This is a genomic window from Nocardia sp. NRRL WC-3656 (genome assembly GCF_000720265.1).
Lineage (GTDB): Bacteria > Actinomycetota > Actinomycetes > Mycobacteriales > Mycobacteriaceae > Nocardia > Nocardia nova.
The window spans coordinates 24,267-48,454 of record NZ_JOJF01000006.1; the positions used below are offsets into that span (position 1 = coordinate 24,267).

The 24,188-nt window shown below is 68.4% G+C and carries 25 protein-coding genes and 1 tRNA gene; 9 read left to right on the plus strand and 17 right to left on the minus strand.

Annotated elements, in window-relative coordinates; all coding sequences use genetic code 11:
* Positions 1–63: 63 nt before the first annotated feature.
* A complete protein-coding gene (locus tag IG65_RS0110120) occupies positions 64–945 on the plus strand; it encodes a class I SAM-dependent methyltransferase (protein WP_030514606.1) in 882 nt (293 codons plus the stop codon).
* Here the strand turns inward: IG65_RS0110120 and IG65_RS0110125 are convergent.
* The 4 genes from IG65_RS0110125 to IG65_RS0110140 all read right to left on the minus strand — a co-directional run bounded on the left by IG65_RS0110125 (position 920) and on the right by IG65_RS0110140 (position 4,419).
* Entirely contained in the window at positions 920–1,744 is an 825-nt protein-coding gene (locus tag IG65_RS0110125) for a hypothetical protein (protein ID WP_063833564.1), read from the minus strand. The genes IG65_RS0110120 and IG65_RS0110125 overlap by 26 nt on opposite strands.
* Before the next feature lie 109 nt (positions 1,745–1,853).
* On the minus strand, positions 1,854–2,033 hold the full coding sequence (locus IG65_RS0110130; protein WP_030514608.1) for a hypothetical protein: 180 nt from the start codon (positions 2,031–2,033) through the stop codon (positions 1,854–1,856).
* A complete protein-coding gene (locus IG65_RS0110135; RefSeq protein WP_030514609.1) occupies positions 2,033–2,971 on the minus strand; it encodes an SPFH domain-containing protein in 939 nt (312 codons plus the stop codon). The genes IG65_RS0110130 and IG65_RS0110135 overlap by 1 nt, the downstream gene beginning before the upstream one ends.
* Positions 2,972–3,054: 83 nt before the next feature.
* The gene (locus IG65_RS0110140) at positions 3,055–4,419 is read right to left on the minus strand and encodes an FAD-binding oxidoreductase (RefSeq protein ID WP_030514610.1); all 1,365 of its coding nucleotides are present in this window, start codon (positions 4,417–4,419) and stop codon (positions 3,055–3,057) included.
* Positions 4,420–4,490: 71 nt separating this feature from the next.
* On the opposite strand from IG65_RS0110140, the gene IG65_RS0110145 reads away from it, so the two are divergent.
* Positions 4,491–5,402, plus strand: coding sequence for a LysR family transcriptional regulator (locus tag IG65_RS0110145; RefSeq protein ID WP_030514611.1), 912 nt, complete (start codon positions 4,491–4,493; stop codon positions 5,400–5,402).
* A gap of 19 nt (positions 5,403–5,421) precedes the next feature.
* Here the strand turns inward: IG65_RS0110145 and IG65_RS0110150 are convergent, their stop codons facing one another.
* Positions 5,422–6,315, minus strand: a complete 894-nt coding sequence (locus IG65_RS0110150) for a LysR family transcriptional regulator (protein WP_030514612.1) — start codon at positions 6,313–6,315, stop codon at positions 5,422–5,424.
* 90 nt (positions 6,316–6,405) lie between these two features.
* Between IG65_RS0110150 and IG65_RS0110155 the strand changes: the two genes are divergently transcribed.
* Positions 6,406–7,248, plus strand: a complete 843-nt coding sequence (locus IG65_RS0110155) for an oxidoreductase (RefSeq protein WP_030514613.1) — start codon at positions 6,406–6,408, stop codon at positions 7,246–7,248.
* A 14-nt stretch (positions 7,249–7,262) separates the two neighbouring features.
* Here IG65_RS0110155 and IG65_RS0110160 read toward each other — a convergent pair whose 3' ends face one another.
* The 4 genes from IG65_RS0110160 to IG65_RS0110175 form a co-directional block, all read right to left on the minus strand.
* Complete coding sequence (locus tag IG65_RS0110160; RefSeq protein ID WP_030514614.1) at positions 7,263–8,051, minus strand: amino acid ABC transporter ATP-binding protein; 789 nt, start codon at positions 8,049–8,051, stop codon at positions 7,263–7,265.
* Complete coding sequence (locus IG65_RS0110165; protein ID WP_030514615.1) at positions 8,048–8,998, minus strand: amino acid ABC transporter permease; 951 nt, start codon at positions 8,996–8,998, stop codon at positions 8,048–8,050. The genes IG65_RS0110160 and IG65_RS0110165 overlap by 4 nt, the downstream gene beginning before the upstream one ends.
* Before the next feature lie 6 nt (positions 8,999–9,004).
* On the minus strand, positions 9,005–9,913 hold the full coding sequence (locus IG65_RS0110170; RefSeq protein WP_231509125.1) for an ABC transporter substrate-binding protein: 909 nt from the start codon (positions 9,911–9,913) through the stop codon (positions 9,005–9,007).
* Between the two features lie 152 nt (positions 9,914–10,065).
* Entirely contained in the window at positions 10,066–11,148 is a 1,083-nt protein-coding gene (locus tag IG65_RS0110175) for an isocitrate/isopropylmalate dehydrogenase family protein (RefSeq protein WP_030514617.1), read from the minus strand.
* 182 nt (positions 11,149–11,330) lie between these two features.
* On the opposite strand from IG65_RS0110175, the gene IG65_RS0110180 reads away from it, so the two are divergent.
* Entirely contained in the window at positions 11,331–11,840 is a 510-nt protein-coding gene (locus tag IG65_RS0110180; RefSeq protein ID WP_231509126.1) for a 2'-5' RNA ligase family protein, read from the plus strand.
* A 76-nt stretch (positions 11,841–11,916) separates the two neighbouring features.
* On the plus strand, positions 11,917–12,282 hold the full coding sequence (gene trxA / locus IG65_RS0110185; protein WP_030514619.1) for a thioredoxin: 366 nt from the start codon (positions 11,917–11,919) through the stop codon (positions 12,280–12,282).
* 89 nt (positions 12,283–12,371) lie between these two features.
* Here the strand turns inward: trxA and IG65_RS0110190 are convergent, their stop codons facing one another.
* From IG65_RS0110190 to IG65_RS0110205, 4 genes are all read right to left on the minus strand, one after another.
* Positions 12,372–12,800, minus strand: coding sequence for an alpha-isopropylmalate synthase regulatory domain-containing protein (locus tag IG65_RS0110190; RefSeq protein WP_030514620.1), 429 nt, complete (start codon positions 12,798–12,800; stop codon positions 12,372–12,374).
* Positions 12,801–13,171: 371 nt separating this feature from the next.
* On the minus strand, positions 13,172–13,852 hold the full coding sequence (locus IG65_RS0110195; RefSeq protein ID WP_030514621.1) for a bifunctional 2-polyprenyl-6-hydroxyphenol methylase/3-demethylubiquinol 3-O-methyltransferase UbiG: 681 nt from the start codon (positions 13,850–13,852) through the stop codon (positions 13,172–13,174).
* A 138-nt stretch (positions 13,853–13,990) separates the two neighbouring features.
* Positions 13,991–16,771 (minus strand): DNA polymerase I, encoded by a 2,781-nt coding sequence (gene polA, locus IG65_RS0110200; RefSeq protein WP_030514622.1) that lies wholly within the window; start codon positions 16,769–16,771, stop codon positions 13,991–13,993.
* Between the two features lie 316 nt (positions 16,772–17,087).
* Positions 17,088–17,714, minus strand: coding sequence for an ANTAR domain-containing response regulator (locus IG65_RS0110205; protein ID WP_030514623.1), 627 nt, complete (start codon positions 17,712–17,714; stop codon positions 17,088–17,090).
* Positions 17,715–17,910: 196 nt separating this feature from the next.
* Between IG65_RS0110205 and IG65_RS0110210 the strand changes: the two genes are divergently transcribed.
* The 4 genes from IG65_RS0110210 (at position 17,911) to IG65_RS0110230 (ending at position 19,979) form a co-directional block, all read left to right on the plus strand.
* Positions 17,911–17,997: transfer RNA gene (locus tag IG65_RS0110210), tRNA-Leu, on the plus strand.
* A 111-nt stretch (positions 17,998–18,108) separates the two neighbouring features.
* A complete protein-coding gene (locus IG65_RS0110220; RefSeq protein WP_051755694.1) occupies positions 18,109–18,690 on the plus strand; it encodes a phenylacetaldoxime dehydratase family protein in 582 nt (193 codons plus the stop codon).
* A gap of 51 nt (positions 18,691–18,741) precedes the next feature.
* Positions 18,742–19,467, plus strand: coding sequence for a low molecular weight phosphatase family protein (locus tag IG65_RS0110225; protein ID WP_231509127.1), 726 nt, complete (start codon positions 18,742–18,744; stop codon positions 19,465–19,467).
* Positions 19,468–19,574: 107 nt separating this feature from the next.
* Positions 19,575–19,979 (plus strand): hypothetical protein, encoded by a 405-nt coding sequence (locus IG65_RS0110230; RefSeq protein WP_030514626.1) that lies wholly within the window; start codon positions 19,575–19,577, stop codon positions 19,977–19,979.
* Between the two features lie 24 nt (positions 19,980–20,003).
* Here IG65_RS0110230 and IG65_RS0110235 read toward each other — a convergent pair whose 3' ends face one another.
* The 4 genes from IG65_RS0110235 to lgt all read right to left on the minus strand — a co-directional run bounded on the left by IG65_RS0110235 (position 20,004) and on the right by lgt (position 24,161).
* Complete coding sequence (locus IG65_RS0110235) at positions 20,004–20,909, minus strand: acyl-CoA thioesterase II (RefSeq protein ID WP_030514627.1); 906 nt, start codon at positions 20,907–20,909, stop codon at positions 20,004–20,006.
* 1 nt (position 20,910) lies between these two features.
* Entirely contained in the window at positions 20,911–22,332 is a 1,422-nt protein-coding gene (gene pyk / locus IG65_RS0110240; protein ID WP_030514628.1) for a pyruvate kinase, read from the minus strand.
* Positions 22,333–22,435: 103 nt separating this feature from the next.
* Entirely contained in the window at positions 22,436–22,921 is a 486-nt protein-coding gene (locus tag IG65_RS0110245; protein ID WP_030514629.1) for a TM2 domain-containing protein, read from the minus strand.
* Positions 22,922–22,952: 31 nt separating this feature from the next.
* Complete coding sequence (gene lgt, locus IG65_RS0110250) at positions 22,953–24,161, minus strand: prolipoprotein diacylglyceryl transferase (protein WP_369801505.1); 1,209 nt, start codon at positions 24,159–24,161, stop codon at positions 22,953–22,955.
* Positions 24,162–24,188 lie beyond the last annotated feature (27 nt).

The following is a 24,188-nucleotide window of genomic DNA, read 5'->3' on the forward strand; positions in this document are numbered from 1 at the left end:
CCGGCCGGATCGGAGACGGCGTCCGCGGGGGCGCGGACCGGGCCGTGCCATACGCTGCGACCCATGTCCGACGACCCGCATCCGGCCCTCCTCGACGACGAGCGCCACGCCCAGGCCAATGCCCTGCTCGGCACCGCGCGGGTGACCCGCGCGACCGTCGGGTCGGCGGTCAGCGAGCGCGCCAACCGGCGCTGGTGGGATGCCGATGCCGCGCAGTACCACGAGACGCACGCCGATTTCCTGGGCGTCGACTCCGAAGCCGGAGAATTCGTCTGGTGCCCGGAGGGGTTGCACGAGGGCGACTGGCATCTGCTGGGCGAGGTCGCCGGGCGGCGCGTCCTGGAGATCGGCTGCGGATCGGCGCCGTGTTCGCGCTGGCTGGCCGCTCAGGGCGCGCATCCGGTCGGACTGGATCTGTCGCGGGCGATGCTCGACCGCGGACTCGCGGCGATGGCGCGCGGCGGACCGCGGGTGCCGCTGGTGCAGGCCGGTGCCGAGGCGCTGCCGTTCGCGGACGAATCGTTCGATCTGGCCTGTTCGGCGTTCGGCGCGGTCCCGTTCGTCGCCGATGCCGCCCGGGTGATGCGGGAGGTGGCCCGGGTGCTGCGGCCGGGCGGGCGCTGGGTGTTCTCGGTGAATCACCCGATGCGGTGGATCTTCCCCGACGATCCGGGCCCGGACGGACTGCGCGCCACGATCCCCTACTTCGACCGCACGCCCTACGTCGAGGTCGACGCCGACGACGAACCGATCTACGTCGAACATCACCGCACGATCGGCGATCGGGTCCGCGACATCGTCGGCGCGGGCCTGACCCTGCTCGACATCGTCGAACCCGAATGGCCGGAGTGGCTCGAGCGCGAATGGGGTCAGTGGAGCCCATTGCGCGGTGAGATCTTCCCCGGCACAGCCATTTTCGTTACCGAGAAGCCGCCGCGGCATTAGCCCGCGCGGCCCGCGGCAGCGGCGCCGCCGTCGCCTTGCCGTCGGACACCGAGTTCTGCGCGGGAATGGGCGTGGTCTTCCCCGGATCAGGTTTGGCCACCGGCGCGGCGGGCGCGGCGGCGGACTCCACCTTACCGGTGGGCGGTGTCTTACCGGTAGGCGGTGTCTTACCGGTGGGCGCCGCCTTACCGCTCGACGCCTCCGCGTCGGCCGGACCCGCGAACGGCGGCAGGGCCGCGAACCGCGGGTCGATACGTGCGGTCCGGCTGACGTGGGTGATCCAGCGCCGCGCGCGGGTCAGCGGATGGTCCGGGAACTGCGGATCCCAGCGCGCGTCGTCGGCGATGTTGTAGGGCAGCTTGCCCTTGACCTCGGGCGCGTACGGATGCGGCGGGAACATGTTCGCGAAGCCGACCTTCGGCACGACCGCGGCCTCCCGGACGCCGGAGCGGCCGGTTTCGGGACACATGATCTTCACGATCGCGCTGCATCCGGCCTTGGGCACGACGATTCCGGCGGTGAAGCCCAGTCCGGACGCCTGATCGGCCAGCGGGAACTTCTCCAGGCGCAGCAGGGCCGGCTGGGAATCCACGGTGATGGCATGTGCCTCGATCAGGCAGCCGAACTCGGCCTGCAGTTCGGTGAGGCGGCGGCGCAACGTGTCGATGTCGGACAGCGGGGCGGGTAAGTCCGGTACCAGATCGATATAGCTCAGCGTGATGATGTCACGGGTGGCCGGATTCCCCCACGTGGTCTGGTCAAGCTGCTGCAGTCCCCCGGTTTCGAACACGATTGGCACGCAACCAAGCTACCCATCTGTGACCTTTTCGCACTTCCTGGGGCGTTTTGTGTTCAAGGCGTGACCACCTGGTAATAAATATCGGACGAAACGGGTGTCAGGTTTGTTTTTATTCGGGGGTCTCCCCGGACCGCCGCGGGGAGCGCCCCACCTGATCGAGCGCCATCCGCAGAGCGAACTCGATCTGAGCGTTGATGCTGCGCAGGTCGTCGGCCGCCCACTTGGCTATCGCCTCGTGGACGGCCGGATCGAGCCGGACGAGCACCTTCTTGGGCTCGCGCTTGGCCATCAGGAGTAGAGCGTTCCGGTGTTGACGACGGGCTGGGCGGATCGATCACCGCACAGCACCACCAGCAGATTCGACACCATCGAGGCCCGCCGTTCCTCGTCCAGGTCGACCATCCCCTCCTCGGTCAGCCGCTGCAGCGCCATGCCCACCATGCCGACCGCGCCCTCGACGATGCGGCTGCGCGCGGCCACCACCTGTGCGGCCTGCTGGCGGACCAGCATCGACTGGGCGATCTCCGGCGCGTACGCCAGGTGCGTGATCCGCGCTTCGAGAATCTCGATACCCGCGAGCGCGGTACGTTCGCGCAGTTCGGTGGTCAGTTCCTCGGCGACCTCGGCGCCGTTGCGCAGACTGGTCGGGGCCGGGTCGTCGGCCCCCACGAGAGCGGGCGTCATCGCCACGGCCGCGGGCACCACGTCGGGGGCCGCGTCGTAGGGGTGCACCGTGGCCAGGTGCCGGACCGCGGCCTCGGACTGGGTCTGCACGTACTCCTCGTAGTCGTCGACGGCGAAGGCGGATTTGAAGCTGTCCACGACCCGGTAAACCACCACGGCCGCGATCTCCACCGGATTGCCGTCGAAATCGTTGACCTTCAACTTCTGCGTCTCGAAATTACGGACCCGCAACGAGATTCGCCGTTTGGTGGTCAGCGGGAGGGCCCAGAAGAAGCCGGCGTCGGCGACCGATCCGACGTAGCGGCCGAAGAACTGCAGCACCTTGGCCTCGTTCGGGCCGACCGTGGTGAGCCCGGTCAGCAGGATGACCGCGACCGCGAAGATCACGTATCCAGCGGCCGCGCCGATCGCCGCACCGGCACCCCCGCCCGAACCGGCGGCGCTGGAGGCGGCGACCCCGCCGATCAGTCCGGCGGTGCCGACCACCAGCAGCACCAACAGCATCAAGAACCCGTTCAGCCGGAAGGCCGGACGCAGCGACATGACATCCTCCCAATATTGAAGTGATATCACTACGATAGCGCAGAGATATCCCCGATGCCAGGGGTCCGGTCGGCGGACTCCGCTCAGGCGGGCCGGATGTTGCGGTTGAAACGGAACAGGTTGGCCGGGTCGTACTCGGACTTCAGCGCCCGCAACCCCGCATAGGTCCGCGCCGAGTATCCGGCCCGGGTCTGGTTCTCATCGGCCCACTCTCCGGCGCCGTAGAGGAAGTTCAGGTTGTGGCCGATCGTCCACGGCGCCAACGTCTTCGCGACCAGATCGTGGTAGCCCCGCGGATCCGGGCCGTCCGAGTTCGGCATCGTGATGACGCGCGCGTTGTACTCGGCCTCCCGGTGATCCATCGCGATCCCCGCCGGACCCGGGCGGCGCAGCGCTCCCCCGAGATGCCGGAAGCCCGCCACCGCCGCGACCGGCGCCTCGGGGCCGGTGACATCGAGGAAGGCCGAGGCCGCGTCCGCGGTCAGATCCGACAGCAGCGCGTTGGTCGCGGTGTAGGCGTGCGGGAAATTCGGGTCGCGGTAGATGCCGTGGGTATCGGTGTAGGGCATCGTTCGCAGGTCGTCGGCGATCCGGGCACCCACCTCGCGCAGTGGCCGGACCAGCCGCTCACCGTCAGCGGCCGACCCGGTGAAGGCGATGTTGACGGTGGCCAGATAGCGCCCGCGCAGCGGTTCCGGAATCGCCGCGGCGTCGGGCATCGTCATCATGGTGATCGCCGAGGTCATCTCCTCGGGGGCCTCGGCGGTCCACTGCCGCCACGCCTCGAGGGCGGGTTCCACAAGCGGGGTGTCGAAGGTGAGCTGTCCGCCGTAGACCTCGGTGATCGGGAACAGTTCGATTTCCATGCCGGTGACCACACCGAAGTTGCCGCCCGAACCCAGTGCGGCGCCGAACAATTCGTCGCCGGGGGTGAGGCGGCGCAACCGGCCGTCGGCTGTCACCAGTTCCAGGACGCGGACCCGGTCGGCGGCGTAGCCGAAGGTGCGCGCCAGAATGCCGAGCCCGCCGCCCAGGTGATAACCGATCACGCCGACCGAGGGCGAGGAACCGTTCAGCGGCGCCAGACCGTGCGCGACCGCCGCGGCGATCAGCGCCTCGGCCTGCACGCCGGCGGCCACCCAGGCGGTGCGGGCGCCCGGATCGACGCGCACCTGGGTCATCCGGCGCGTACTGATCAGCACGCCGCCGGCGGCCGGCACCGAGAGCCCGTGCCCGGTCGCTTGCACGGCGACGGGCAGCCGGTGCCGGGCGGCGAATTCCACGGCCGCGCGCACATCCTCGGCGTGGAGCGCACCGACGACCAGATCGGGCCGGTGCGAATACGCGGTCTGGAAGCCGGAGACCTCGGCGTCGTAGCCGTCGTCACCCGGACGGAAGACCGGGCCGGTGACGGTGGGCAGTTCGGCGGGGAAGTTCGAGTTCGTCATGTCCTGAACTCTGCCGCCGGGCGAATGAGAAGTAAAACAGATAGTTCTTCTCGATACTAGAATGAGCAGTTATGGAACTGCGGCAGCTGCGCTACTTCGTCACCGTCGCCAAGGAGGCCAATTTCACCCGGGCGGCCCAGCGGCTGCATCTGGCCCAGCCCGGCCTCTCGGCGCAGATCCGGCAGCTGGAACGGGAATTGGGTCAGCCGCTGCTCGACCGGTCGGGACGCACCGTGACACTGACCGCCGCCGGCGCCGCCGTGCTGCCGCACGCACGGGCGGCATTGGCAGCGGCACAACAGGTTTCCTTCACCGTCGACGAGTTCACCGGATTGTTGCGAGGGCAGGTTCGCATCGGCCTGATCTCCGGGGCGGCGACCGAGGAGTTCGACGTCGCAACGGTCCTGTCGGACTTCCACCGCGATCATCCGCAGGTCGGCATCACCCTCACCGAGGACACCACCGACCGCATGCTCGCCGCGCTGACCCACGGCGGACTCGATATCGCCCTGGTCGGGCTGACCGGCGAGAAACTCGACGAACGCCTCGCCGCCGACGTCGTCTTCGAGACGCGCCTGGCCGCTGCCGTAGCGCGCGATGATCACGCGTTCGGCTCCCGGATCGCACTGGACGAGTTGCGCGAGCGCTCCCTGATCTGCCTGCCACGAGGCACCGGAATCCGCGGCGTGCTCGAACGTTGCTGTGCCGCTGCCGGATTCACTCCGATGATCGAGTTCGAGGCCGCCGCGCCGCCGCTGCTCGTGCAGCTGGCCGCCGGAGGACTGGGTATCGCCGTGGTACCGGCCCTCGGTGCCGCCCACGCCGAGGCCGCCGGAGTCCGGATGATCGAGATCACCGACCCCGAGATGTACGGACAGCTCGCCCTGGTCTGGCGATCGGATCGGCCGGCGGCACCGGCCGCGAAGGTACTGCTCGGGCAGTTGCGGATCGCGCTGGCCCCCCGGAGGACAGCGCACCGATGAATGCCGACACAAGACGCTGCTATCGACTACCGACCACCAGGCGGCAGGCCTCGATGTAACCGCGAACCAGCGGCCGCGACTCGCCGCACCGCCACGCGAGCGCGAGCTCGCTCGGGCCGATTCCCCGCACTTCCCGGGCGACCACGCCCTCGTGCGCGACCAGCGGGACGTTGCCCGCCGCGAGCAGGACCACCCCGTCGCCGTTCAGCAGCGCCTCGTAGGTCTCCTCCGTACTGGTGATCTCCGCGCCGATGACCGGCGCACGTCCCCCGCGAGCGTCCACGCCGAGCCAGTAGTCGCGCAGGCCCGCCGCGGACTTCGGCAAGGCCAGGAACGGTTCGTCGAGCAGATCCGCGAAGTCGATCGCCGGTCGCGAGGCCAGGCGGTGATCTTCGGGCAGGGCCACCATGCGCGGCTCCCGCGCGACCACGATCCATTCGTAACGCTCCGGCTCGGCCAGGGGCAGCCAGACGAACGCGACATCGCAGCTCCCGTCGCCCAGTCCGGCGGACGGATCGGACCACCCCGATTGGCGCAGGACGGGTTTGGCGAGCGGGAACGCGGTGGCCAGGCGCGAGCGGATGGCCGGCAGCAGACCGCGTCCCGGACTGGTGCTGATCCCGATCGTGACGGTGGCGTGCTGGCCGGCCTTCGCGCCCTCCACCTCGGCACGCGCGATGTCCCAGTCCGCCAGCATCTTTCGCGCATGCGGCAGCAGGGTCCGGCCCACCGGGGTCAGGCGTACCGCCCGGCCGTCGCGAACGAACAGCGGCGCCCCGATCCGGCGTTCCAGCGCGCGGATCTGTTTCGACAGCGCGGGCTGGGAAATGAACAGCACCTCGGCCGCACGGGTGAAACTCAGCTCGTCGGCGACGGCGACGAAGTACCGCAGATCACGTCCGTGCACATCCATAACCGATGGTTATAGCGAAAGGTCTTGGACTTCACCACTGGGGACAGACAAAGATTTCTCTCGTACCCCGAACTACCGAGGAGAGTTTCCGTGAGCACAGGCAAGGTCTGGCTGATCACCGGCGCCAGTAGCGGTTTCGGCCGCGCGATCGCCCAGAACGCGATCGATGCCGGCGATATCGTCGTCGCGGTCGCCCGCCGCACCGCCGCGCTGGACGATCTGGTCGCCGCCCATCCCGATCGCATCGAGGCCGTCGCCCTCGACGTCACCGACACCGCCCGCGTCGACGCGGTCGTCACCGATGTGATCGCCCGGTACGGCCGCATCGACGTGCTTGTCAACAATGCCGGACGCACCCAGGTCGGCGCGGTGGAGGAAACCACCGACCGGGAGTTGCGGGACCTGTTCGACCTGCACGTCTTCGGTCCCGCCGCGCTCACTCGCGCCGTCCTGCCGCAGATGCGCGCCCAGGGCAGCGGGGCGATCGTCATGATGAGCAGTGTGGGCGGCCAGATGTCGTTCGCCGGCTTCTCCGCCTACAGCGCAACCAAATTCGCGCTGGAGGGGCTGTCGGAGGCACTGGCCGACGAGGTGGCGCCGTTCGGCATCCGGGTGCTCGTCGTGGAGCCGGGCGCCTTCCGTACCGGCCTGTTCGGTTCCGGCGCAGCCTATTTCAGCGCCGAATCCGATGTCTACGCCGACACCGCGGGCAAGACCCGCCGCATGATCGAGGGCGGCGACGGCACCCAGCCCGGCGACCCGGCCAAGGCCGCGGCCGCCATCCGCGCCGCACTCGAGGCCGAGCGCACCCCGCTGCGGCTGCCGCTGGGCAGCGATTCGGTCGACACCCTGCTCGGTCACCTCGACTCCGTGCGCGCCGAGATCGGCGAATGGGAAAAGGTCTCGCGCGCAACGGCGTTCGAGGAGAACTGAGCCTCGATCGCGTTCTACAGGATGCGGGACAGGAAGGCCTGGGTTCGCTCGTGTTGCGGATTCGCCAGCACCTCGCGCGGATCTCCGGCCTCCACCACCACGCCCCCGTCCATGAACACCAGCTGGTCGGCGACCTCGCGGGCGAAACCCATTTCGTGCGTGACGACCACCATCGTCATGCCCGATTGCGCCAATTCGCGCATGACCGTGAGGACTTCGCCGACCAGCTCGGGATCCAGGGCCGACGTGGGCTCGTCGAACAGCATCAGCTTCGGATCCATCGCCAGGGCGCGGGCGATCGCGACCCGCTGCTGCTGGCCGCCCGACAGCTGCGCCGGATAGGCATCGGCCTTGTCCGCCAAGCCGACTCGATCGAGCAGTTCCCGCGCCCGGGCGACCGCCTTGGAGCGGGAGAGCTTCTTCACATGGATCGGCGCCTCGATGACATTCGCCAGCGCGGTGCGATGGGGAAACAGATTGAAGTGCTGGAACACCATGCCGACGTCGCGGCGCTGGCGAGCCGACTCCCGCGGACGCAGTTCGTAGAGTCTGCCCCCACGCTCGCGATAGCCGACCAGATCGCCGTCGATGTAGAGGCGCCCGGCGTTCACCCGTTCCAGATGGTTGATGCAACGCAGAAAGGTCGATTTGCCGGATCCGGACGGGCCGATCAGGCACATCACCTGCCCGCGCGCGACCTCGAGCGACACTCCCTGCAACACCTGCAGCGCACCGAAGTTCTTGCACACCCGCTCGGCCCGGATCATCGGAACATCGGCCGAGGCCGCCACGGCGCTGCTCATTTGCCGACCTCCGTCGTCTGCTGGGTGGTGGCCAGTGCGCGCAGCTGCCGGCCGGTCAACTGCCGCGTCACCCCGCGCGAGTAGTACCGCTCGAGATAGAACTGGCCGACCATCAGCACACTGGTGATCGCCAGATACCAGGTCGCGCTGACCAGCAGCAGCGGGATCGGCTGGAAGTTGATGCCGTAGATATCGCGGGCGCGGCCGTACAGATCGGTGGTCAGCGGGATCGCGGTGACCAGTGAGGTGGTCTTCAACATGGAGATCAGCTCGTTGCCGGTGGGCGGGATGATCACCCGCATCGCCTGCGGCAACACCGTGCGCCGCATGGTCTGTCCCCACGACATGCCGAGCGCCACCGACGCCTCGCGCTGCCCCTCACCCACCGAATTGACTCCGGCACGCACGATCTCGGCCATATAGGCGGCCTCGTTCAGGCCCAGGCCGATCATGGCGAAGATGAACGGCTGCGACCAGTCCTGCACATCCCACTGCACGAAACTGGGCCCGCCGAACGGGATTCCGAGCTGAATCGATTTGTACAGCGCCGGGAACAGACCCCAGAAGACGAGCTGGATGTATACCGGGGTGCCGCGGAAGATCCACAGATACACCCACGACACCGACCGCAACACCGGATTCGGCGACAGCCGCATCACCGCGAGGATCACGCCGAGAATCACGCCGATCGCCATCGCCAGCACGGTCAGTTCGAGGGTGACCACCGCACCCTCGGAAATCCGCCGATCGAACAGGTATTTCCAGTAGGTGTCCCAGCGATAGGCCGGGTTGGTGGCGGCACCGTAGACGAACAGCCCGAGCAGGATCAGCAGCACCGCCGCGGCGATCCAGCGTCCGGGCCGCCGCAGCGGTACGGCCTCGATCGGCTCCGGCATGGACGCCTCGGGCGGCCCGGCCTGCGAGCCGGCGGGGGGTTGCGCGGACATGTGCACTCAGCCTTTCGCACCGTTGATGACCGAGGTGGTGATCGCACCGGCCTCCACGCCCCAGTTCTCGGCGATGGTGCGGTAGACGCCGGAATCGATCAGATGCTGCAGCGCCGCTTGCAGTACCGGGGCCAGCGGCGAACCCTTCGGTACCGGCCAGCCGTAGGGTTCGGCCTCGAACACCGGGCCCGCGGCCTCGATGGCGTCGGGATTGCGCTTGATCGCATACGCGGTGACCGGGGAATCGGCGGACATGGCGTCGACCTGGCCGAGGACCAGGGCGGTGGCCGCCGCACTCTGTTCGTCGTAGGACATCTTGTGGATCTCGGGCTTGCCGGCATCGGTGCAGGCCTTCGATTTCGCGGGGATCTCGTCGATGTCCTCGGTCGTGGTGCGCTGCACCGCGACCTTCTTGCCGCAGGCGTTGTTCGGATCGATCGGGCGGCCCTTGCGCTGTGCCCACTGGATGCCGGCGGAGAAGTAGTCGACGAAGTCGACGGTCTTCTCCCGCGTCAGGTTGTCGGTGAACGACGACATTCCCACGTCGACGGTGCCGGCCTCGATGGCCGGGATGATCTTCTCGAAATCGGCTTCCTGGTAGTCGGCGCGCACACCGAGCACAGCGGCGACCGCATCCATCAGATCGACGTCGAATCCGATGATCTGTCCGGTGTGCGGATCCCGGTACTCGTTGGGCTGGTACGGAACGTTCACACCGACCACGAGCCGTCCCGCCTGCGCGATCTTCGGCGGCAGCTGCGCGGCGATCGACTCGACCTTCGTCACCGGCACCTTGGGCACCCTGGGCGATTCGTCCTCGGTGTTGTCCGAGCATCCCGCTGCCAGCACCGCCGCACCGACGATCACGCACGCGGCTCGCAGGATGTACCCGCGGGCGCCGAGTCGAACTGACACGCGGCCCTCCGTATTCGCGCGATCCGCCACCGTGAGCGGGTCGCCGTGTAGCAATGCAGCCATTCGAAAATCTAGGCGATCGGCACGAGATGCGCCGGTCGGTTACCGAAGGTTAATGCGCGCCACGACCGGCGGCAGGGGTACACGCCGATTCACCGGCGATGCACGCGAGCCCGGACCTGCTCGGTGAATTCACTGGTCGAGGCCAGTCCGCCGAGGTCGGCGGTGGCGATACCGGCCGCCAGGGTCGCCGCCACCGCGCGCTCGATCCGGTCGGCGGCGCCCAGCAGCGCCGGATCGCCGGCGCGGGTGCCCAGCCAGCGCAACAGCATCGCGGCCGACAGTTGCAGTGCGCCCGGATTCGCCCGGTTGCGCCCCGCCAGCGTCGGAGCCGCGCCGTGCACCGCCTGAGCCATCGCCTTGTCGTCCGAGCAGTTCAGCGAGGCCGCCAAGCCCAGCGACCCGGCGAGCTCCCCCGCAAGGTCGGAGAGGATGTCGCCGAACAGGTTCTCGGTCACCAGCACGTCGTAGTCACCGGGCGCGCGAACCAGATGGGCCGCGGCGGCGTCGACGTGCTCGTCGTCGACCTCGATTCCGGAATATCCCGCGGCCACCTCCGCGCAGACCTCTCGGAACAGTCCCATCGTCATCGGCAGCACATTCGCCTTGTGCACGATCGTCAACCGGCCGCCCCGCGCTGCCGCGAGCGTGCAGGCCTGATGTGCGATGCGTTCGCAGGCGGCCCGGGTGATCACGGCCACGGCCATCGCCACATCGGCGGTGGGCCGGAACTCGCCCGAACCGGCGAACATGTTGCGGTCGGCGTAGAAGCCCTCGCTGTTCTCGCGCACGATCACCAGATCGATGTCCTTCGCCGCCGCCCGCACGCCCGGAAAGGCCCGGGCCGGGCGGATATTCGCGTACAGGCCGAAGCGTTTGCGGATCGCCCCGCCCGGCGGGGCCCCGACGCGGTGATGCGGCGCGTAGGAGGCGTTGTCGTGCGGACCGAGGATCCAGGCATCGAGATCGGCGAGGGCCGACAGCGTGGTCTCCGGCAGCGGTTCCCCGCATTCGGCGATGGCCGCATGCCCGATCGGCAGCTCGACCCATTCCGGCGTCGCCGCACCGGCCGCGGTGAGAGCCTCGTCCACCACGGCCCGGGTCGCCCGCACCACCTCCGGCCCGATGCCGTCGCCCTCGATCAGCCCGAGCCGCACCGCCCGCCGCGCATCCACCGCGCTCACTCCTCTGCTCGCACCACCCCGTCCCGGCCGGTCCGCGGCCCGGCACACCGGGTCACCCTATTGGGTGCCGGATCGTCGAGCCGACCGCGGGCCCGGCCTGCCCGGCAACTCGGGTAATCGGCGCACCGGGCCCGGCCCGCGCGCGTAAGTTGTCCTGAACCATGGTGCAGTCGGTGGAACTGGTACTCGACGAGGCGGCGGAGGCCGAGGTCCGCCGGCAGTGGGGTGTGCTGGCCACGGCCGGAATGCACAGTCCCACACCGGAACACCGGCCGCATATCACCGTCGCGGTCGCCCGCGAGATCTGGCCCCGGATGGACAAGACGCTGGCCGCCCTGCCGTTCCGGCCGCTCCCGATCCGGCTGGGCGGGCTGCTGATATTCGGCGCCCGCCATCCGATTCTGGTACGGCTGGTGGTGCCCACCGAGGACCTGCTGACGATGCAACGGCGCATCGCGGCGGTCGTCGACGCGTGCCCCGGCGTTCCGGCGAACATGTGCCCGGACGCGTGGACCCCGCACGTCACGCTGGCACGGCGGCTGAAACCGGAGCACTGGCCCGCGGCGATCGACGCGGTGGCCGCCGAGCGGGATTTTGCGGCTACCGTGGTGGGTATTCGGCGGTGGGACGGTGATCGGCGGATCGAGTGGCCGATCTCCCCAGGGGGTGGGGTCCACGGTTGAGCCGCGGACGCCGGCCGCGCGGAAGATATGCACAGCGTCCCGCGTTGCACCGCATAAAACGACACGAGAGGAAGTCATGGCCACCCAGACCCTGACCGCGCAGAACTTCGACGAGATTGTGACCGGAAACGACGTCGTCCTCGTCGATTTCTGGGCCGATTGGTGCGGGCCCTGCAAGGCGTTCGCGCCCACCTTCGAGGCATCCTCGGAACAGCATCCCGATGTCGTCCACGGCAAGGTCGACACCGAGGCCGAGCAGAGCCTCGCCGCCGCCGCCAACATCCGCTCCATCCCCACGATCATGGCCTTCCGCGAGGGTGTCCTGGTCTTCGCGCAGCCCGGCGCACTGCCGCCGGCCGCGCTGGAAGATCTGGTCTCCCAGGTGAAGGCGCTCGATATGGAAGAGGTGCGCAAGCAGCTCGCCGAACAGCAGCAGGGCTGACCCGCACGAACCGGTGCCGCATCCCGATTCTTCACGAAAGGGGATGCGGCACTGTGGTTTTCGCGTGTCGGCTCGGTGGCCGAACCAGCTCAGTTCCCGAGTTTGTTGATGCCGGCGATCATGGCCCGAACGGTCGACTCCGGCCCGTCCCCGGCGAGCGCGGCGCCCCAGCCTCGGCGGCCGTTGCATTCGCACTGCACGAAGGTGGCGGTGCCGGCGCCGGTATGCCGCTGGTGGAACTGCAGAATCTCCACCGGGTAGCCCTCGTCGTAGAGCGCCGAGGTCAGCGCGGCGACCGGGCTGCCCGCGGACACCACGGTCCGCGCATGTCCGGCGAGTTCGATGGTTGCGGTGTAGGTCGCCCGCTGTTCGGCCCGCGCCCAGTCGCTGAGCTTGACCGGGCCGGTGTGCGCGCAGTAGCGGTCGTAGAACTCCGCGGGCGTCAGGTCGGCGGATTCGGCGCGCAGCCCCTTGGGCGCGGCCGCGATGAAGGCATGTGTATCGATAGTAATCGTCATTGGACTAGGTCTTCCCGAAGCTTTGTCGTTGGTCGGATGACAGAGGGGACCAGCGCAAACACTTGTCAACGGCCGCAGCGAGGGGGCCGGTCCGAATCAGCTCCCGCTACGGCGAGGTACTACGAGAAGTCGCGCCGCAGCCACCATCGCGGTAAGCGGAAGGCGCACCACGCGGTCGCGGTCGGCGACGTTGCGCGCGGCGCTGTGGCTTGCGGCGGGATTCGGCACGGCTTCGAGAATATGGACTCACCGCGTCGATGGCAACAATATTGCGGCGGAACCAACGAGTAACTTCGTCACATTTTCGAGTGAACGGCATGCCAACGGACAGTGCCGTGGTGAACGCCGCATTCACGCAGGCCACAGCGGGTTCACAGGATGCGCCCCGGACATGGTCGGCGTGTCGTCACGGGGGTTTGCCCGGGTTTGTCCCACCGCAACAGATAGCGCCAGAACACCAGCCGCCGCACGCGCGCGCCCGGCAGGATGCCGCCCGCCCGGCGCGCGACCTCGCGTGTGGTCAGTGGCGGATCGAGCACGACCGGCATCACCGCATGCGTGGGTTCGTGCGCGTACCAGGCGCCGCGGCCCGTGGCACGCAGCATCGCGAACGTCGCGCCGAAGAGGCGATGGCCGAGTACGCCCGCGATCTCCGCGGGCAGTTCACGCAGCGGGTCGGCCCGCGGCAGCGCGATCACCGCGAGCACCCCGCCCGGCCGCAGCGTCTGCGCGAGCCGCGGCAGCACCCGTTCCAGGGGCAGGTGATGGAGCGTGGTGAGCGACACGACGGCGTCGTAGGCGGCTTCCGGCAGCGGGTACTCGAGAATGTCGGCCCGGGTGCATTCGACGTTGCCCGGGACGACACCGCGGGCCGCCTCGATCATCTCCGGCGAGCGGTCCACCGCGTCGACCCGGTCGGCACGCCGCGCCAGCTCGACCGCCAAAGCGCCTGCCCCGCAACCGACTTCGAGGATCCGCTCACAGCGCTGCGGCAGCTGCCGCAGCAGCGTCCGGTGGTAGAAGGCGTTGTGATCCCAGTCCACTGCACCCATCGCGCCACCCTACGATGCGGCGGGTCGACCGCGCACCGACCGCCGGGGAGCGATTTCCCGCACCGTGCGCGGCACATCACCGCCTGTGGCGCCATACGCCGCGCGAGACCAGGCCGGCCGGCGCCTTCGGCGCCCCGGTCAGTGGGCGGCCGAGTCCCAGCTGCGGCCGACGCCGACGGAGACCTCGAGCGGTACCGACAGGTCGATGGCGCTCGACATCTGTTCGCGGGCAAGCGATTCCAGCGCCTCCCGCTCGCCGGACGCGACCTCGAAGACGAGTTCGTCGTGGATCTGCAGCAGCATGCGCGAACGTAGCCCGGCCTCGGCGATGGCGGCCTGGGTGTTGATCATCGCGACCTTGATGATGTCGGCGGCGGTGCCCTGGATCGGCGCGTTGAGCGCCATCCGCTCGGCGGCCTCGCGGCGCTGGCGATTGCTGGAATCCAGATCGGGCAGGTAGCGGCGGCGGCCGAACAGCGTCTCGGTGTAGCCCACCTTGCGCGCCTGATCCACGGCGTCGCGCAGGTAGTCGCGAATCGCGCCGAAGCGGGAGAAGTAGACCTCCATCTGCGCCTTCGCCTCTTCGGCACTGATCCGCAGCTGCTGCGAGAGTCCGTAGGCGGACAGGCCGTAGGCCAGACCGTAGGACATCGCCTTGATGCGGCGGCGCATCTCCGGGTGCACGTCGGCGATCGGGATGTCGAACGCCTTGGACGCGACGAAACTGTGCAGGTCCTCGCCGGAGTTGAACGCCTCGATCAGCCCGGCGTCCTTGGACAGGTGCGCCATGATCCGCATCTCGATCTGGCTGTAGTCCGCCGTCATCAGCGACTCGTAGCCGGGGCCTACGACGAAGGTGTCGCGGATGCGCCGGCCGGTGTCGGTGCGGATCGGGATGTTCTGCAGATTCGGCTCGGTCGAGGACAACCGGCCGGTGGCGGCGATGGTCTGGTTGAACGTGGTGTGGATGCGGCCGTCGTCGGCCACCGACTTCAGCAGCCCGTCCACGGTGACCTTGAGGCGGGTGGCGTCGCGGTGCGCGAGCAGATGTTCGAGGAAGGGATGCTGGGTCTTCTCGAACAGCGACTCGAGCGCGTCGGCATCGGTGGTGTAGCCGGTCTTGGTCCGCTTGGTCTTGGGCATATCCAGTTTGTCGAACAGCACCACCTGCAGCTGCTTCGGCGAACCGAGGTTGATCTGCTCACCGATCACCTCGTAGGCCGCCTCCGCGGCCGAGGCCACCCGGTCGGCGAATTCGCGCTGCAACTGGTCCAGTTTGTCGCAGTCGACGGCGATGCCGGCGTGTTCGAGTTCGGCCAGCACGCCCAGGAGCGGCAGTTCCATCTCGGTGAGCAGCGGCACGGATTCGATGCGGTCGAGTTCGGCATCGAACGCCTCGGCCAGATCGGCCACCGCGCGGGCGCGCAGAATCTCGGCCTGGGCCAGTTCGGTGTCGACCTGGTCTTCGTCGTCGAGCAGCGATAGCTGGGCGTCCTCGGCGGCCTCGACCCGCAACTCCCGCGACAGGTACCGCAGCGACAGATCGTCGAGGTTGAAGGTGCGCTGCCCGGGGCGGACCAGATAGGCCGCGAGCGCGGTATCGCTGGTGAGCCCCGCCAGCCGCCAGCCGCGCCCGCGCAGAGCGTGGATGGCGGCCTTGGCCTCGTGCACCGCCTTCGGGGTGCCGGCGTCGGCGAGCCAGCGGCCGAGGGCGAGCTCGTCCTCCGGGGTCAGCGCGACCACGTCGAAGTAGCCACCCTCCCCGTCGGCGGCGGCGATCGCGATCGCCTTCACATCCCCCTGGACGGGCGTGGTCGTGCCCACGATCGACACACCGTGGCGCACACCGGCTTTCGCGTGTTCGACCAGCCAGTCGGCGACGGCGCCGGGCGCGACCGGACCGCCGCTGATCTCGAAACCGCTCTCGGCCTCCGGCTCCGGCGGCGCCAGCGTCTCGAACAGCCGGTCCCGCAGCACCCGGAATTCGAGATCGTCGAACAGGCGGTGGATCTTGTCGCGGTCCCACGGCTGCTGCGCCAGCTGCTCCGGGGTGTACGGCAGCGGAACATCCTTGACCATCTCGGTGAGCTGCCGGTTGAGCACCACGCTGGACAGGTTCGCGCGCAGGGCGTCGCCGACCTTGCCGCGCACCTCGTCGACCCGCTCGACCAGGGTGGGCAGATCGCCGAATTCGCGAATCCACTTGGTGGCGGTCTTCTCCCCCACACCCGGGATGCCGGGCAGGTTGTCGCTCGGGTCTCCGCGCAGGGCCGCGAAATCCGGGTACTGGGCCGGAGTCAGGCCGTACTTCTCCTCGACCGCCTCCGGCGTGAAACGGGTGAGTTCGGAGACGCCCTTCTTCGGGTACAGCACGGTGACGTCGGGGTTGACCAGCTGCAGCGAATCCCGGTCGCCGGTGACGATGAGCACCCGGAAGCCTTGCGGCACAGCCTGAGTCGCGAGGGTGGCGATGATGTCGTCGGCCTCGTAGCCTTCGATGGCCATCACCGGGATGCCGAGCGCGCCCAGCACCTCCTGGGTGATCTCCACCTGCCCGCGGAATTCGTCGGGGGTGGTGATGCGGTTGGCCTTGTACTCCGGATAGGCCTCGACCCGGAAGGTCTTTCGGCTGACGTCGAACGCGGCCGCCACATGGGTGGGCCGTTCGTCGCGCAGCAGGTTGATCAGCATGGCGGTGAAGCCGTAGACGGCGTTCGTGGTCTGCCCGGTGACGGTTTTGAAGTTCTCCGCCGGTAGCGCGTAGAAGGCGCGGTAGGCCAGGGAATGGCCGTCCAGCAACAACAGCGTGGGCCGCTCGCCGGGAGCACCCGGCGCCGTACTGCCGGCTTTCGGCGCGGCCGCTGCGGCGGTGGTGGACGACACACTGCCCTGACGCTGATCGGTGGAGGCTGGAGTCACGGCACAGAGTCTAGGGATATCCACCGACATCCCCGGCCACCGGGCACGGACCGACATGTGTCGCGTTCGAATTCGCACACGCGGATACGGTGCCCCGCTTTCACGCCGGCCACATCCGCCCCACCGGACCGGCAGCGAGGTCGTGCACAAGCTCGCCGATGTCCGCGGTTTTCCCGCGTCGGTGCCGGAGTTCGCCCGAGGACCTCACCCGAAGCCCACGAGCGAGCCCGCCGACGGCGCGGGCCGCGACCCGACCACTCCCGCGCTCGACCGGCACGCGGCCGGCACACGAGCCGCGGCCGACCACAGGGGGCGATCAGGACTTCGGCGCGAGATTCTCCAGGACGACCTCCGCGACCGCCTTCATGGTGGTGCGACGATCCATCGCGGTGCGCTGGATCCACTTGAACGCCTGCGGTTCCGACAGCCCCTGCGTCTGCATCAGCACGCCCTTGGCACGCTCGACCAGTTTGCGGGTCTCCAGGCGGTCGGACAGATTCGCGACCTCCTGTTCCAGCGCCGAGATCTCGTGAAAACGGCTGGCCGCCAACTCGATCGCGGGCACCAGATCCGATTTCGTGAACGGCTTCACCAGATAGGCCATCGCACCCGCGTCGCGCGCCCGCTCGACCAGGTCACGCTGGCTGAACGCGGTCAGGATCACTACGGGCGCAACACGTTTGGAGGCGATCTCACCGGCGGCATCGATACCGTCGCGCCGCGGCATCTTCACATCCATGATGACCAGATCGGGGCGCAGTTCCACGGCCAGGTCGACCGCCTGCTGGCCGTCGCCGGCCTCACCCACCACCTGGTAGCCCTCCTCGGAGAGCATCTCCACAAGGTCCATCCGGATGAGCGCCTCGTCCTCGGCCACCACGACACGCTTCGCGGCAGCCGGCGCGTCCTGCTTCGCGCCCGCGCCCCCTGCATTCGTTCCCATAGACAGACCCCTCGATATTCCGATGCCGACGCCCGATGTGCGCCTCCGGTCCCACCCTGTCACCGGCCACGCACGCCGAGTGTCCTAAAGCGTACCGTTCAACTTCGCTCACAACCCATCTACCCAGCGGGAACCCGCCCGCGCGGCACCGATTCGGTAACCTGGGCACCCACCGGCTATCATTTCCTCCCGGTGCGCCGAGTTGGCGGAACTGGCAGACGCGACGGTCTCAAAAACCGTTGTCCTCACGGACGTGTGGGTTCGAGTCCCACACTCGGCACCATCGTCGGCGGTCCGATCGGGCCGCTTTTGTCGTATTCGAACCGAATCGGCAGGATGACCCGTGACTACGCGTAGGGTGGTGCACACGACCCCGGGCAGGAGGAGGTCGCGTATGCGGGTGAACCGGCTCACCGCGGATCTTTCGGGATATCCCGATCTGGTGGTGATCTATCTGGGGATGCGGGTGCGGACCCCGCGGGGGGTGTTGCGTCTGCTCGGCTTGGGGCCGAAACTGTATCGCTCCCATCGTGATCGGCCGGATGGCCTGTTGCGGCACGAGGACATCATCTGGTCGCTGTTCCCACCGCACTGGGGCGCCCGCCAATACTGGCGCGACCTGGACAGCCTGGAGCGCTGGACCCGTTCCCAGCCGCATCGCGACTGGTGGCAGCGGTTTCTGCGTGACTCCGGCGGCACCGGGTTCTGGCACGAGGCCTATTTCCTGCGCGGCGGCATCGACACCATGTACGACGATATGACCACGCCCACCGGGCTGGGCGCCTTCGCTCCGACCCGGTCCATGCGCGGACCGCTGTTCAGCGCGCGCGGCCGGGCCCAGGACAACGCCACGCGCGCCGGCGCGGACAACGCTCATCTCGGCACCGAACCGACGGTCGCCCCGGTCGTCGAGGAAGCCTCCTACTATCGGAACGCTTACGGCACCGAGGCTTCCGACACGGATCGGCAGCCGTAGCGCCACACCCGTCGCCCAGCCGGTCAGCGAAAATTCGGCAAACGGTCGAACGTGACGCGCTACCGGCAGCTGAACATCGCGTTAAATAAGCGGTTTTCGGCCGTCCTCGGCTTCTGCCGGAGCCCGCGGCGCCCTACCGTAGCGGTCATGCACGTCCTGTTCGTCTGCTCCGGCAACGTCTGCCGCTCGGTGATCGCCGAACGTCTGACCCGCGCCGTCGCGGCCGAACACGGTCTCGACGACCTGACCGCCGAGAGCGCCGGCACCCGCGCGCTCGTCGGCTTCGGCGTCGATCCGCTTGCGGCACAGACCATCACAGGCCTCGGCGCGGATCCCGGCAACTTCTCAGCACGCAAGTTGAAGTCGGAGATGGTCACGCGCGCGGACCTCGTGCTGGCGATGACCGAGCAGATCCGCGACCACATCATCGACCTGGTTCCGGCCGCCCGGCCGCGGACCTTCACATTACTCGAGGCCTACCGGGTGACGAAGGTCTCCGGCGCCCGCACGATCGCCCAGATCGACAGTGCGCGAAACGATCTCGCGCTGGTGGGCCGGGAGAACATCGCCGACCCGGTGGGATTGTCGAGCGAAAAGTACTGTGCCGTCGGCGATCGGATCGCCGAAACGCTGGTCCCGCTGCTGCTCGCCCTGCACCCCCATCGCGACGCGGGCCGAACGGAGTCCGGCCGGCCCCGGCTGGTGCTGCTGCCCGGTGGACGTATCGAAACCCCGCCTTGGGGTATCGAGCCCGTGCGAATCGGCCGCCACGCCTGAACAATCCGGCGCCGGGCATGCCGCCCTCCCGCGGAGCGGGATCCGGGGTTAGACTCCCCGCGGTAACTGCCGACGCCGATGGTTCGACACCGGAACAGGACACAGACATGCCGAAACGAATTTCGGATGTTTCACTCCATGTTTACGTCACACCGGAAACGCTCGACCGCGTCGTGCACACCGTGCGCTGCGTGGTCGACGACCACCTCGCCGAGCACGATGTTTTCGCCTGGCGCTTCACCCTGCCCGTCGACGCCGATCAACCCGGCCATACGGTCCTGGAGACCCAGTGGCGCCTGGAACACCCCCACCGCGACCCCGGCTCGCGGCGCACCTACGAGATAGCGCTCAGCCTGGTGGGCGATCCCGATCAGCTGACCGAATCCGGCCTGGCCGCACTCGAGCATCGACTGGTCCTCGGGATCGCCACCACCGCCGACGCCGTCCCCTACACGATTCACGCGCTCCATCGCGACAGTTACGACTTCGACGAGAACCGCGAACGCCTCTGATACCGGCGCTCCCGGCGCCCAGCGCTACTTGCGCGCCGGGAAGTGCCTGATCACGCCCTCCTGCACGACGGTGGCCAGCAGCTCGCCGGCCCGCGAATAGAAGTGACCGGTGGCCAGGCCGCGCGAACCGGCGGCCACCGGTGACTGCGTCGCGTACAGGGCCCAGTCGTCGAAGCGGAACGGACGGTGGAACCAGATCGAATGATTCACCGTGGCGGCCACGATCCGGTCGTGGCCCCACGACAGCCCGTGCGTGGTGATGATCGAATCCAGCACCGTGGTGTCGGACGAATAACCCAGCGTCGCCACATGGATCAGCGGATCGTCGGGCAGTTCGCCGTCGGCCTTCATCCACACGCGATTGTGGTTCAGGGTGCCGCCGGTGCCCTTGAGGATCCAGGCCGGATCGTTGGTGTAGCGCATATCGATCGGATGCGGTGCCTGCACGAACATCTGCAGTTTGTCCTCGAACCCGGAGAAGGACTCCTCCACCCGGGGCAGGCCGTCCGGATCGGGCACCTGCGGCTGCGGGCTGGCGTGTTCCAGGCCCTTGGCCCAGTCCTGGAACGCCGCCAGCATCACGAACAGTTCCTGATCGTCCTGATACGCCGTGACCGTGCGGTTGGCGAACGCACGCCCGTCACGATGGCGTTCGACCCGGTATTCGATCGGTTTGCGCACGTCGCCGCCGCGCACGAAATGAGCGTTGACCGCATGCACCGGGCGCCCCGGTCCGACCGTGCGGCCGGCCGCGATGATCGCCTGCGCCACCAGCTGGCCGCCGAAGGTGCGACTCCACACCTTCTCCGGATGGTGACCGAGGAAGACGTCCTCGCCGATCTCCTCGAGTTCGAGCAGGCCGAGCAGGACGGCGAGATCGCCGCCGCTCTCACTGCCGGTGCCGACCGATTCGCCCAGTGATGCACTCACCTCAGTGGTCCTCCTCGCCGATGCGATGCACGTGGATCAGGTTCGTGGAGCCGACGGTACCCGGCGGGGAGCCGGCCACGATCACCACGAGATCGCCCTTGGCGTAGCGATTCAGCGACAGCAGTTCCTTGTCGACCTGGCCGATCATCTCGTCGGTGGTACCGACCGGCGGGACGATGAAGGTTTCCACACCCCAGGTCAGCGCCAGCTGGCTGCGGACCTCCGGCAGCGGGGTGAACGCCAGCAGCGGCAGCGTGGTGTGCAGGCGGGCCAGCCGGCGCACGGTGTCGCCGGACTGGGTGAAGGCCACCAGCGCCTTGGCGTTGAGCCGCTCGCCGATATCGCGGGCCGCGTAGGAGATCACGCCGCGCTTGGTCCGCGGGACGTGGGTCAGCGGCGGCACCCGGGTCGAGGATTCCGATTCCACGGCGTGCACGATGCGCGCCATCGTCCGCACCGTCTCGATCGGATACTGGCCGACCGAGGTCTCGCCGGAGAGCATGACCGCGTCGGCGCCGTCGAGCACCGCGTTGGCGACATCGGAGGCCTCGGCGCGGGTCGGGCGGGAGTTGCCGATCATCGACTCCAGCATCTGGGTGGCGACGATGACGGGTTTGGCGTTCTCCCTTGCCATCTGGATCGAGCGCTTCTGCACCAGCGGCACCTGCTCGAGCGGCAGTTCGACGCCGAGGTCGCCGCGAGCCACCATGATCGCGTCGAAGGCGAGCACGATCGCCTCGAGATTGTCGATGGCTTCGGGCTTTTCGAGTTTGCCGATCACCGGCACCCGGCGGCCGACGCGATCCATGATGTCGTGGACCAGCTCGACGTCCGACGGCGACCGCACGAACGACAGGGCGATGAAGTCCACACCGAGCCGCAGGGCGAATTCCAGATCCTCGATGTCCTTCTCGGACAACGCCGGAACGGACACGTCCATACCCGGCAGCGAGACGCCCTTGTTGTTGGAGACCGGGCCGCCCTCGGTGACGCGGCACACCACGTCGTTGCCCTCGACGCGGACCACGGTCAGCCCGACCTTGCCGTCGTCGACGAGCAGCCGGTCACCGGCCTTGGCGTCCTCGGATAGCTGCTTGTAGGTGGTGGAGACGCGATCGTGGGTGCCTTCCACGTCGTCGACCGTGATCCGCACCTCCTCGCCCGTCGCCCACACGGTGCGGCCCTCGATGAACCGGCCCAAGCGGATCTTCGGCCCCTGCAGGTCGGCCAGGATGCCGACCGAACGACCCATCTGCTCGGCGGCGTGCCGCACCTTGTGATAGTTCTCGGCGTGATCGGCGTGTTCTCCGTGACTGAAATTCAACCGGGCCACGTCCATGCCACTGTCGACAAGTTCACGGATCCGGTCCTCGGTGGCGGTGGCCGGCCCGAGGGTGCACACAATCTTTGTCCGTCGCATCACGAGCCGAGCCTAGTCCTGCCGCCGCAGTGGCGCTGATCGGCACTCCCGCCACTGTCAATCGACGAAAATATGACGCACATCACATATTCGACCGGCATAGTCGTCACTCCTGCAAGGGACGGTTGTACGGATCGCGAACCTTGCCGGTCAGGATCAAAATCGCGTCGATGAACGGCCAGATTCCGCCCAGACCGCAGGTGAACAGCGTGACCAGGAGCTGGGCGACGCCGATGCCGGTGTAGCCGAGATAGAACCGGCCGATCCCGAGGCCACCTACGAACAGTTGCAGCAGCCCGGCGGTCAGCTTCGATTTGTCCGAGAACGGTTCGCCGTACATATTGCGCCCGTACGGCGCCTCCGGGTCCATGCCGTAGGGCGCGGGCGGGTAGCCGGGGCCCGGGGCGTACGGCTGGGCGTACGGGTCGGCGGGCTGGCCGTAGGGCTGGCTGTAGCCGGCCGGCCCGTAGGGGCCCGGTTGCCCGGCTCCGTAGGGGCCGGATTGGCCGTAGCCGCCCGGATTTCCCGGCCCGGTACCCGGAGCCCCGTACTGCGGGCCGTAGCCGGGCTGCGGCTGATAGGGGTCGGTCACGAAGTCCTCCTGATTCGAGCGGTCGGCCCGCTCAGCTCTTGTCCGCCTTCTTCCGGCCCGGCTTACCCGACTCGCCCTCGGCCCGCTGCTCGCTGTTCCCGGCGGTGGTGACACCGGCCGCATCCTTGTCATCGGCGGGCGGATCCAGTTCGTTGCCGGTCGCCTCGGTACCGGTCGCCTCAGTGCCCGTCGTCACCGAATCGGACGGGCCGGCGGTGGACTCGTCCGATTCGCCGGCGGCGGATTCGTCGACCGAGGCGGCAGGTGCGCTCTCAGCGGCGGCTTCCTGCCCGGCGGCGCCGTACCGGCGCAACGCACCCCATTGCCACGGCCAGGGGCGCTCACCTCCGGAGGCGAGCTGGGCGGCGGTTTCGCGCCCCTTGGTGGCGAGGGCGAAATACGCCAGCGCACAGAGGAATACGATCGCCGAGGTGTAGGAGTTGACCCGGATGCCGAAGATGTGGGTGGCCTCGTCGTCGCGCAGCAACTCGACCCAGAAGCGGCCGAAGGTGTAGATCGCCACGTACAGGGCGAACAAGCGACCGTGGCCGATTTGCCAGCGTTTGTCGACCATCACCAGCACCAGCACGCCGAGCAGATTCCAGATCAGCTCGTAGAGGAAGGTCGGCTGCACGATCTTCTCCACCACGCCGGTGGAAACGCCGTTCATCATGTCCAGCCGGCCGTCGGAATCGAACCGCAGATAGATCTCGAGGCCCCACGGCAGATCGGTCTTGCGGCCGTAGAGCTCCTGATTGAAGTAGTTGCCGAGGCGGCCGATGGCCTGCGCGAGCAGAATCGCCGGGGCGATGGCATCGCCGAAGGCGGGCAACGGAATTCGATACACCCGGCAGCCGATCCAGGCGCCGACGCCGCCGAGCAGCACGGCACCCCAGATTCCGAGACCGCCCTCCCAGATCTTCAGCGCGTTGATCGGATGCCCGCCGGCGCCGAAGTACTTCTCCCAGTCGGTGGCCACGTGATAGAGCCGGCCGCCCACGAGTCCGAACGGCACCGCGAACATCGCCACGTCGAGCACCTTGCCCTGCTCGCCGCCGCGCTCGCGCCAACGCCGCTCACCCCACCAGATCGCGACGATGATGCCGATGATGATGCAGATCGCATAGGCGCGCAGCGGGAACGGCCCCACATCCCATACGCCTCGCGGCGGACTGGGAATATAGGCCAGTATTGCTCCACCGTGCACATCGACGCCGTCTGCCAGGACTGGAAAAGTCACGGGCCCCACCGTAACGGAGGGGGCGCG